7 protein-coding genes are annotated in these 10,418 nt (G+C 62.4%); 5 read left to right on the top strand and 2 right to left on the bottom strand.

Features of this window, described 5'->3' with window-relative positions; all coding sequences use genetic code 11:
• Positions 1-100 precede the first annotated feature (100 nt).
• Positions 101-4,012 (top strand): transporter substrate-binding domain-containing protein, encoded by a 3,912-nt coding sequence (locus AB4083_RS20955; protein WP_441610451.1) that lies wholly within the window; start codon positions 101-103, stop codon positions 4,010-4,012.
• Positions 4,013-4,320: 308 nt separating this feature from the next.
• Here AB4083_RS20955 and AB4083_RS20960 read toward each other — a convergent pair whose 3' ends face one another.
• Entirely contained in the window at positions 4,321-4,575 is a 255-nt protein-coding gene (locus AB4083_RS20960) for a hypothetical protein (protein WP_441610452.1), read from the bottom strand.
• Between the two features lie 1,140 nt (positions 4,576-5,715).
• On the opposite strand from AB4083_RS20960, the gene AB4083_RS20965 reads away from it, so the two are divergent.
• Entirely contained in the window at positions 5,716-7,035 is a 1,320-nt protein-coding gene (locus AB4083_RS20965; RefSeq protein ID WP_441610453.1) for a hypothetical protein, read from the top strand.
• A gap of 398 nt (positions 7,036-7,433) precedes the next feature.
• On the opposite strand, the gene AB4083_RS20970 is transcribed toward AB4083_RS20965, so the two are convergent.
• Positions 7,434-8,345 (bottom strand): LysR family transcriptional regulator, encoded by a 912-nt coding sequence (locus AB4083_RS20970; RefSeq protein WP_441610454.1) that lies wholly within the window; start codon positions 8,343-8,345, stop codon positions 7,434-7,436.
• A gap of 117 nt (positions 8,346-8,462) precedes the next feature.
• Here AB4083_RS20970 and pcaD point away from each other — a divergent pair, with 117 nt between their 5' ends.
• The 3 genes from pcaD to AB4083_RS20985 form a co-directional block, all read left to right on the top strand.
• Positions 8,463-9,272: a 3-oxoadipate enol-lactonase gene (gene pcaD / locus AB4083_RS20975; protein WP_441610455.1), complete on the top strand. Its 810-nt coding sequence runs from the start codon at positions 8,463-8,465 to the stop codon at positions 9,270-9,272.
• 169 nt (positions 9,273-9,441) lie between these two features.
• The gene (locus AB4083_RS20980) at positions 9,442-9,720 is read left to right on the top strand and encodes a hypothetical protein (RefSeq protein WP_441610456.1); all 279 of its coding nucleotides are present in this window, start codon (positions 9,442-9,444) and stop codon (positions 9,718-9,720) included.
• A partial coding sequence (locus AB4083_RS20985; RefSeq protein ID WP_441610457.1) for an IS3 family transposase occupies positions 9,653-10,418 on the top strand: 766 nt, incomplete at its 3' end. The genes AB4083_RS20980 and AB4083_RS20985, both read left to right, overlap by 68 nt.

Genomic DNA, 10,418 nt, shown 5'->3' on the forward strand with positions numbered 1-10,418 from the left:
CATGCTGGCCGGCCCATCCAAGCGGAGCGTTGCACTGGGCGATTCAGTGGCAGGTGTCGGGGCGAGCGCCTCGCCATCGTTATTCATGGGGATGTCTTGCATGGCTTGGCTGCGCTTGTGCCTGTTCGCGATGATGCTGTGCGCCGTCCGTTGCGTCGCGGCCCAAGGCGTCGTGCTGACGCCGGAGGAGGAACACTGGCTGACGGAACACCCGGTGCTCGTGGTCGGCAGCTACCAGGAAGGTTTCGCGCCGTTCGAGAGCGTGGTCGAAAGCCGCGTGCAGGGCATGGCGCCGGACTACCTGGCGAGGTTGGCCGAGCTGCTCGGCATCCGGGTGAGCTACCGCGTCTATCCGGACTGGCCGGCCCTGCTGAAGGCGGCGCAGGCCGGTGCGGTCGACCTGCTGATGAATGTCTCGCCGACCGCGGAACGCGAGGCGCACCTGCATTTCAGCCGCTCGTACTTCGAGGATTTCCCGGCCCTGGTCACGCGCTCCGACAACGACCGCGTGAAGGACATGCCGGGCCTGCGCGACGCCACCCTGGTCAGCCTCGCACAGGATGCCACCGCCGAGACCGCGCGCGCCTACATCCCCGGCGTGAAGCTGGTCCACGCCGACAGCACGCACGAGGCGCTGCGCATGGTCGCGGACGGGCGCGCCGAGGGCTATATCGAGAATCCCTACGCCGAGCGGCTGTCGATCGAAGCGGCCGGCCTGCAGAACCAGCTGCGCGTGGGCCCGCTGGTGGCGCTGCCGATCTCCGCGCTGTGCTTCGCGGCGCCGCTCGATCGCGCACCGCTGATCGGCGCCATCGACAAGGCGCTGGCCCTGCTCACCAACGAGGATCACGCGCGCCTGCGTGCGCCCTGGCTCAATGGCGACATGCGCCACCCGCACAGCGACGATGCCGCGGTGCCGCTCAGCGAGGCCGAGCGCGCGTGGCTGCGAAAGCTGCCCCCGCTGCGCATCACGCTGGACCCCACCTCGCCGCCGTACACCTTGCTGGACCGCCACGGCCAGCCCGCCGGCATTTCCAGCGACTACCTGCGCGAGATCGCCAGGGCGCTGGACCTGCGGCTCACCTATGTGCCGGCGCGCAACTGGAGCGACGTGGTCCGCGGCATGGCCGAGAGCAAGGTGGACCTGATCCCCGCGGTCTCGCCGGTCAGCCCGGAGCAGGCCGAGCTGATGGATTTCTCGGTGGCCTACCTGGACTACCCGGTGATGATCGTCACGCGCACCGAGGCCAACGCCATCACCGGTCCTTACGACATGGCCGGATGGACCGTCACCGCCAACCTGTCGCGGCAGGACATCAAGGCCATGACCGGGCGCATGCGCGGGGTGAACGTGATCGGCGTGGCCAGTACCGAGGAGGGCCTGGCCAAGGTCGTCGACGGTTCCGCCAATGCCTTCGTCGGCGATATCGCCAATGCCGACTTCGTGATCCGCGAGCGCTTTCCCGGACGGCTGAAGATCAATGCCCCCACCGAGGACCACGTAGTGCTCGCGATGGGCGTGGCCAAGCGCTACGCCCCGCTGGTGCCGCTGATCAACCGCGTGCTGGTGAACATGCCGGAGCGCAGGCAGCAATCCATCCGCAACACCTGGCTGGCCGCGCACTACACCTTCGGCGGCAGCTGGAAGGAGATCGCGCACAAGACCTTGCCGGTGATCGCGATCGTGCTGCTGTTCCTGCTGACCGTGTCCTACGCCTACGTCCGGCTGCGCCGCGAAACCAGCAAGCGGCGGCGCACCGAGGAGCAGCTCACCGACGTCACCCGCCACCTGCCGGCGGTGGTCTACAAGTTCCGCTACACCCGCGAGGAAGGCGTGCGCTTCCTGTTCGTGGGCGGCAATCCGGAGCCGATGTTCGGCATCGGCGCGCAGGTGTTCATCGATGGCAAGCGCGGCGCGCTCGCCGCCATCCTCGAGGATGACCGCGCGCCCCTGCTGGCCGAAGTAGACCGCGCCGCCAGCAGCATGATGCCGTTCCAGGCGGTGGTGCGCGTGCGCGCCTGGGGCGGCGTGCGCTGGGTGTCCACCAGTGCGACGCCGCGCCTGGTCGATGGCGCCGTGCATTTCAGCGGCTGCTGGGTCGACACCACCGAGCAGTACCTGCAGGCCGAGCAACTGGCCCGCGCGAAGGAACTGGCCGAGAGCGCCACCCACGCCAAGACCGAATTCCTCGCCACCATGAGCCACGAGATCCGTACGCCGATGAGCGGGGTGATCGGCATGCTGGAACTGCTCGGCCACACGCCCTTGAACGAGGAGCAGCGGCGCATGCTCGGCACGGTGGAGGCCTCGGCGGTGGCGCTGCTGCAGATCCTCGACGACGTGCTCGATTTCTCCAAGATGGAAGCCGGCCGCCTGAGCATCGAATACGTGCCGGTGGACGTGCGCGACCTGATCGACAGCACGGTGAGCGTGCTGTCCGCGCAGGCCCACCGCAAGGGACTGGCGCTGGCGGTGGACATCGACGAGCGGCTGGCGGGGGAGGTCAGCGCCGAGAACGTGCGGCTGCGCCAGGTCCTGCTCAATCTGATCAGCAATGCCATCAAGTTCACCATGCTCGGCGCGGTGCGCGTCTACGTGAAGGTGCTGGAGGACAACGGTGCCAGCCAGCAGGTGCGGTTGAGCGTGGTCGACACCGGCATCGGCATCTCGCCGGACCAGCTATACCGCTTGTTCCAGCCGTTCACCCAGGCGGAATCTTCGACCACGCGCCGCTACGGAGGCACCGGGCTGGGCCTGTACATCTGCCGGCGCCTGGTGGAGCTGATGGGCGGCACCATTGCGGTGGAGAGCGAAGTGAACCTGGGCACCGGCATGCATGTGGAACTCAACATGCCGATCCATCGGCGCGAGCTTTCGCATCACGCGCTGCGCGGACGCACGGTCCGCATCGAGGTGGCCGATCCCGCCGTGTCGCTGGCCCTGCGCCGCTATGTGCTGGCGCTGGGCATGACGCTCGAGCAGGACGGTGAGCATGGCTGGCCCGAACACAGCCGGCATGGCGCTGAGCGCCCCGATCTGCTGTTCGTCGACGAGCAGTTCGTCGACGAGCAGTTCGGCGCCGCCTGGCCCGCCGCGGCCTGGGGCTGCATCGCGGTCACCGCGATTCCCGACCCGCACGGCTATACCAGCGGCGCCGCCGGTCTCTTCGTCACCAGCAATCCCTTGAAGTGGTCCACCTTCGCCATCGCCTGCCAGCGCGCGCTGGGTCTGGCCGTGGGCGAGAGCGAGCGCGAGGCGCTGCGCGGCGCCGCGACCGGCACCGAAGACCGCGTGCTGGTGGCCGAGGACAACCCGATCAACCAGGCCCTGATCGCCGCCCAGCTCGACAAGCTCGGCTACGCCTGCGACGTGGTGACCAACGGCAAGCAGGCGCTCGATGCGCTGGAGCGGCGCGACTATGGCCTGCTCATCACCGACTGCCACATGCCCCTGATGGACGGCTACGAACTGGCACGCGCCGTGCGCCGCCGCGAAAACCATAGCGGCCGCCACCTGCTGATCCTGGCCATGACCGCCAACGCGATGCCCGGCGAACTGGAACGCTGCACCAGCGCAGGCATGGACGACTTCCTGCCCAAGCCGGTCCGCATCCCCGAACTGCGCGCCAAGCTGGAGCGCATGTTCGGCGCGGGCGCGACGGGGGTCCGCCCCGCTTTCGAGGTGAATCTTGGCACGCTGCGCGAGAGCTTCGGCGACGATCAGGTGATCCAGACCCTGGTCACCGGTTTCGTGCGCACCACGCGCGTGGATCTGCTGACGCTGGACATTCTGGTGGACGAGCGCCGCCCGCTGGATGTGGCGCATTGGGTGCATCGCTTGTTGGGCGGCCTGCAGTTGTTCGGCAGCAATCCGCTGACGGAGGAGGGGCAGGCGCTGGAGCAGGCGCTGAAGTCGGAGGACCGTTATGAGGTGATGGCGGATGCGTTGGCGTTTCGCCGCCGGGTGGAGGTTTATCTGGATCGCCTGGAGGCGGTGGCGCGGGCGCTTTGATGGTCGTGGGCGCTGCGCGGGGGTGTTGGTGGTGGCTCACCGCTCCCTACTCGTCATTCCGGCGTAGGCCGGACGAGCGCGTAGCGCGAAGAACGCCCGCAGGGCGGCCCCGAAGGGGTGAGCGAAGCGAATCATCCAGTAGCGGTGTCGCTTGATTGTCGTGTTGACGCCAGGTTGTCTCGCCTTCGGCGAGTGTTTCGCCCCGCTGCCGCGGGGCGACTTACTTTCTCTTGCTTGCCCGAAGTCAAGTCTATATAAACTTTTCTCCAGCGCGAAAAAAAGCGACCATCAGGTCGCTTTGTAGTGTCTCATTTTACAGCGCTTGGCGGACCGGAGAACACGCGAAGGTGTCCTTGTCCTACCAGGAAATTCTTGTAGCAGGCGAGCGTGACATTCCAGGCCTCCCGGGCAACGGCGGGACCTCTTTCGATGACCTTTCCGTTTTCGTCGATGATGGCGAACGTTGCTTTCCGTCCCTCCCGGGTTTCAGCAGAAAGACCTTCGAAGCAGACCGCGGTAAGGATGGCCTGAGTCAGACCGCCGGTTGGGGGAATGCCGATCATGCATGCTCCAGCAAGGTGAAGGGATAAGACACGAGCGTTTCGGCGGACGTCGCCACGAAGGTGCAGTGGCATCCACGAACGTGGTCGTAGTGACGACAAGCAGCATTGCGTTCGTCTTGAGGTCGGGCAAGGAAAGGCCGTTCTGAAGGAGGTCTCGCAGAACAATGTATGCGCTGCCATAGGGGGGCGTGGCGTGGCGAATAAGGCAGCTATCGTCGGTATGGCGAGTCACCTGAGCAATCTCGCTGTGGTGTATGAGTGAGCGAGTACACAAGCGAAGGCACGGCGATAGAGGCACCGGCAAGCCTCTGTCCGTGCGGCGGGCTCTGGGTGCCAACAGCCATCCAGGAAGCGTCTATCCAGCTGACCGGGTTGGTGCGACGTGCGGCGGCGTTTTGACGTGTACCACCCGATGCACCACCACCGGTATGCAGCTGCGCGATCGTGGAGATGGTTGTCGATCACGATAGAAAGGGACGTGTCGCTCTTTCATGGGCTGGAAAATGTTTGACCCCGTCGGAAAAAGGTAATCACAGTCATCATGCTTTTCCGTAGATATGTTTTTTGTGTCAGATCAATGCGATAGAAGCTTATCTTCACAGTAATCTTTGAGGTAATTAGTAGGTAATGGATTACTTCCTTAAAAGGTAATCATGCCGCTGGGCCGGCCATGAAAAATCAATCACTTAGAAAGTGATTACCTTTGGGGTTACCTCTAATCACTTTTTTAGGTAACCATTGATTTACGCAAAATCAATGGCTTGGTCGCCAAAAAGCGGCGGATTATCTCAATTACCTGTTTCCGGTATGGCCCGACTTTCCGGCGGAAAGGGGCGCTGGCTGATATGGAAAGCACACCGCAGCAGGGCTAGTGGTGGCCGGAGCTGGGATTCCGGCTTGTCGATACGTTCCCTCGACGCGGCCGCCTTCATTGACGCGTGCGGCTTCAGGTTCTTGAGGGGTCAGGCAGCTACAGCCGTGTCTCCGGTGGTGACTTGCTGGCTCGAAGGGCGAAAGTTGATATGGCCGACGATCGTGTTGCGGTCGGCAAGGTTTGTAAGCAAGCTGGGATTGTCCGCGTCTGATCCAAAGCGGTACTGAGTTGATCGACTTCTACGAACTACGCCGTGGAGTACCCGAATGCGTTATCGCGTCGCTGGCGCCCTTCTCTTCAGCGCCTCCCTCATGATGGTCATCGGCACTAAAGTGCTGGCGCAATCGCCCTCGACTACCGAACAAGCCCAGCAGGCAAATAACGAAAGGCTGTTGGCGGCCTACAAGCAATCCATCGAAGACGCTCGCCATGGCCGGTACATCGATGCTTCATTTGGATTATTGAAGAGGCTTGGGCTCTCAAACCAAAATGAGATCAGCGATCCGGATGTCTTCGACCAATGGGCGCAAGTCATGTCCTGCATGGCAGGAGCACCGACATTCAATCCTGCTAAACAGGCCGACTTCCACGTGCCGACGGAGCAGATCGACGAGTTGCGTTCCGCGACCGGGGTGTCAGCCATCCGCGCCATTGTTGAGCGCGCCCGCAGGACTCGTATTGTAATTCTCGACGAGAATCACCTCGATCCGCGCAACCGAGCTTTCGGTCTGGAGGTTGCCCGCGCATTGCGGCCGCTCGGCTATACGGTATTGGCCGCCGAAGCATTGAAAGGTGATGCGGACGATGGTGTTGCACGGGAGAAGATGGCGAAACTTTCTGCTGACGGCTATGCCCGACAGTCGACCGGCTATTACTTCGACGACCCGGCCTTTGCCGATTTTCTGCGGCAATCATTAGCCTTGGGGTATCGCCCCGTTTCCTACGAGACGACTCGAACGGAGTACTCCAAGGATGCGAAGGTCGCACAGCAGCAGCGTGAACAGGATCAGGCCGATAACCTCATGCGCCGTGCTGTGCAGGCGTTTCCCGACGCAAAAATTCTTATCTATGCCGGCGAACATCATGCGGCCGAACGCCCCATCAAGGCAGAGGATGCAACCGTGCACATGATGGCGGATCTACTTAAGCGAGCGTCGGGGATCGACCCACTCACTATCGATCAGGCAGGTTTGTCCCCGATCCCCATGAACCGCCCCGATGCGGACCTCTACGCCATCGCGAGTCAAAAAGCGAAGGGGCAGTCCGTCGTTCTGATATCGCACGGCAAGCCGCTCACGACGGGCTTGCTCGCCGGTTCCGTGGATCTGCAGGTCGCTCACCCTCCGGTCCACATGAAACTGGGAAGGGTGGATTGGCTGGCCGCTCTGGGTCGAAGCCCGGTCGCGGTTCCAGCTTCTCTTATGCCATCGTCCGGCACGCGCCTGGTGCAGGCCTTCATCGCCACTGAAGCGAAGGACGCAATTCCTGTCGATCAGGTGCTGGTTGTTGCTGGAAAATCGGCGCCGTCCTTGATGCTGCCGCATGTCGCTGTCCGCTACGTTGTCCAGGATTGGCAGGGGCCGTGAATGATGGGGCTCTGGATGGAGTTCGTCATACGTTGTCTTTCGATCTGAAGTCGACATGGTCTCCTGCCGAAGCGAGGTGGGTGGTGGCCGGTGTGGGGTGGGACCTGTTGGCATGCGTCAAAGCGCGTCGCCACGGTCTCGCACTTCATGCCCGACAAGCCGCGCCAGATCGGTTCTGGAGGGCTGTGGATAGCTTCGTCGAAATCGACCTCTAAAGGGTGCGCAGGTGCGGCGGGGGTAGCCGCGCGGCCCAGGGGCTGTCGCTGCGTCGGATCGAAGAGCATCGCCAACCACATCGTGCGCCTACAGCTAGCTCCAAGATGCCCCGGACGAGGGCATGTCAGCATTGGCCCTGAAGGTGGCGAGATCGCCTGCACTGAGGGGCGTGCCTTGACGTGCTAGGGTGCCAGCGATATCCGCCATCGCGCCGTTTGTTCCTGGATGAGCTGCCATAGCTGGTTCGCCACTGGCCCGTGCGGCCGATCATGACGACGGGCGGCCACTAGGTCTTCCACGCTGCCCGTCAGATACTTGCCCGTGAGCGATATCAAACGTCCATCGCGCAGTTCCTGTTCGATCAGGAAGCGAGGCAGGTGCCCCCAGGCCATGCCGCACAGGATGACTTCTTTCTTCATAAGTTGGTCCGCAACAGTGCATTGCGGCGCCCCATCCACCACAAAGTAGTCGCGTGATTCCGAGCTTTGTGCCGTGTCGCGCATGATGCATTGCGTGAGCTCGCGCAATTGCGTGCGCCGTATCGAGCGAGTGGCGCGAAACGGCAAGAACCCCGGCGCCGCCACCGGGATGAACTGCACCGGGCACAGATCCAGCCATTCGATGCGTGCATCGTGCTTGTCGATATGATGGAAGATCAGGTCGGCGTCATCGTTGAACAGGCGTTCCCACGGGCCCGTGACGGCTTCAAAGTGAAGATGTAATCGAGTGCTGCGGTGCTGTGCAAAAAAGCCGCTCAGCAAGCGCAGCGTCTGCGGCACCGGGCACATATCGCCAATCACCACTCGCAGCTCACTTTCTGTACCCATGGCCAGTTGCGAAGTGTGGGCATGCAGGCTTTCCAGTTCGCGCAAAAGCGCTTGCGCACGGCGATGAAACGACCGGCCCGCAGGCGTGAGTTGCACGCGGTAGCCACCGCGCTCCAACAGCATGAAACCCAGCTGCCGCTCGAGCTTGGCGACAGCGGCGAACACGGCCGGGTGCGTGCGGTTCATGACCTGGGCGGCGGCTTGAAAGCCACCGGCCTTGACCACGGCATCGAAGCATTGAAGGTCGTGAAGGGTGAAAGGGGTCATGTTAGAAATACTTACATAGTTATTAGAAATTTTGTAATTTTTATATGAGCCGGCGGCGCCTAGCATCTCTCCTCGAACCGGGCTTCGGCCCACACCCAACCCAGGAGCAAAAGCGCCATGAACGACACCACTTTCATCACCACCGGCGACGGATGCCGCCTGGCCTACCGCCTGGATGGCGACGTCAACAAGAGCGTGCTCGTCCTGTCTAATTCCATTGGCACGACGATGCACATGTGGGATGACCAGATCGCTGCGCTGACCCTGCATTTCCGCGTGCTGCGCTATGACGGTCGCGGCCACGGCAAGTCGGATGCTCCTGCAGGTGCCTATTCGTTAGATCGGCTGGGTCGCGACGTCGTCGAGTTGCTCGATGCGCTCGGCATTGAGCGCGCACATTTCCTCGGCTTGTCGCTTGGTGGCTTCGTAGGCCAGTGGCTCGGCATCTATGCGCCGGAGCGTATCGATCAACTTATTCTGAGCAATACGTCCGCCCGACTGGGCCCCGCCAGCGAGTTTGATGCACGCATTGCCGCCCTGCAGACATCGCCCGACATGGCCGCCGTGGCGGAGGCGTTCCTTGCCAACTGGTTCCCAGCCTCCATGCTCGAAGCAAAGCAATCAGTGGTCCAACCGTTCCGCGACATGCTGCTTTCCACCCCTCCCCAGGGCCTGGCAGGCAACTACGCAGCGGTGCGCGACAGCGATATGCGGCGAACGATCGCACTTATCAACCGCCCCACGCTGGTGATCGCAGGCACGAACGATACCGTCACCCTGGCAAGCCACGGCGAATACATCGCATCGACAGTGCCGGGCGCGCGCCTAGTGATGATGCCGGCCGTCCACCTGCCTAACGTAGAACACCCGGACCTCTACGTGCGCACTGTGCTGGACGTCCTGCTCGAAGGCGAGGCTACGGCCTGACCAGCAAGAACAAGGTCAGATTTGGAGCATTGGATGAAAAGTGGGTACCCCTGATCCCTCGGTGACGGGGTAAAAATGTCCGCTTCCGAGCCAAAGCAGACCTCGTGGATCTTCATCTATGCTTAGCGGACATCTAGGGTCGAGAGATTCGACGCCTGCGGAGAGATTCATGACGAAGGAAGAGGCCGAGCGACTAAGCGTGGTGTTCTTGCAGATTGCAGGGCGTTTGAACGAAACCGCAGCGTTCGTGCGAGACAAGGACGACGAGGCGGGTTGGCGCGAGTATCGCCGGGCGGTTGGCAAGACAATAGCTGAAGTGGAGATACCAGCATTTCGTGGACAAGGCCTAGCATCTGAGCTTGCGATGGGAGGCAAGCGCCATGTCTTCGAAGAGGGTTCCAAGCAAGACCCGACGGGCTTACCAGTTCATCGAGTCGCACCGGAATGAGTTCAGCATTCAGGTGATGTGCCGCCTGCTTGGGGTTGCCCGCGCCGGCTACTATGCTTGGCTGGCTCATCCGGTGTCCGATCGGGCCCAAGAAGATGCGCGATTGCTCCGGCTCATCCGTACCTCCTTCACCGCCAGCCATGGAATCTATGGCGCGCCAAGAGTATTTCAGGATCTACGCGAACGCGGGGAGACGTGCAGCAAGCACCGGGTTGCGCGTTTAATGCGCGAGAACGGCTTGCAGGCGTTGCATGGTTATCGCATACGCCACGTCCCCGTCACCAAGCCACAAGCCCTGATCCCCAACTTGCTGCAGCGCCAATTTACGGTGTCGCGGCCAAACAAGGCCTGGGTGACGGATATCACCTACATCCGAACCTGGCAGGGCTGGCTCTATCTTGCCGTCGTTATGGATCTCTTCTCTCGCAAAGTCGTTGGCTGGTCAGTCAAGCCAACGATCCATCGAGAGCTGGTTCTGGATGCCGTCATGAAGGCCGTTCGCTCCCGGCGGCCCCGCAAGACACTGATCCACTCGGATCAAGGAGCACAGGGTGAATTCAACCGATCGTCGCAACACCTCCGGATAAGAGGTTGCGATGCGCACGAAAAAGGTACGAATTGGTCGTGTGAAGATGAGGTCGCCAGGGCGGCCTCCCGTTTTACACAGAGCGCAGAGGCGTCCATTCTGGCAGGAGATC

Origin of the sequence: Dyella sp. 2RAB6, assembly GCF_052115385.1 — a bacterium.
Taxonomy (GTDB): domain Bacteria; phylum Pseudomonadota; class Gammaproteobacteria; order Xanthomonadales; family Rhodanobacteraceae; genus Dyella_D.

What these genes read in the sequence shown, in the direction of transcription:
- AB4083_RS20955 (WP_441610451.1), top strand. Translation starts at nt 101, where the DNA reads ATGGCTTGGCTGCGCTTGTGCCTGTTCGCGATGATGCTGTGCGCCGTC.
- AB4083_RS20960 (WP_441610452.1), bottom strand. Translation starts at nt 4,575, where the DNA reads ATGATCGGCATTCCCCCAACCGGCGGTCTGACTCAGGCCATCCTTACC.
- AB4083_RS20965 (WP_441610453.1), top strand. Translation starts at nt 5,716, where the DNA reads ATGCGTTATCGCGTCGCTGGCGCCCTTCTCTTCAGCGCCTCCCTCATG.
- AB4083_RS20970 (WP_441610454.1), bottom strand. Translation starts at nt 8,345, where the DNA reads ATGACCCCTTTCACCCTTCACGACCTTCAATGCTTCGATGCCGTGGTC.
- pcaD (WP_441610455.1), top strand. Translation starts at nt 8,463, where the DNA reads ATGAACGACACCACTTTCATCACCACCGGCGACGGATGCCGCCTGGCC.
- AB4083_RS20980 (WP_441610456.1), top strand. Translation starts at nt 9,442, where the DNA reads ATGACGAAGGAAGAGGCCGAGCGACTAAGCGTGGTGTTCTTGCAGATT.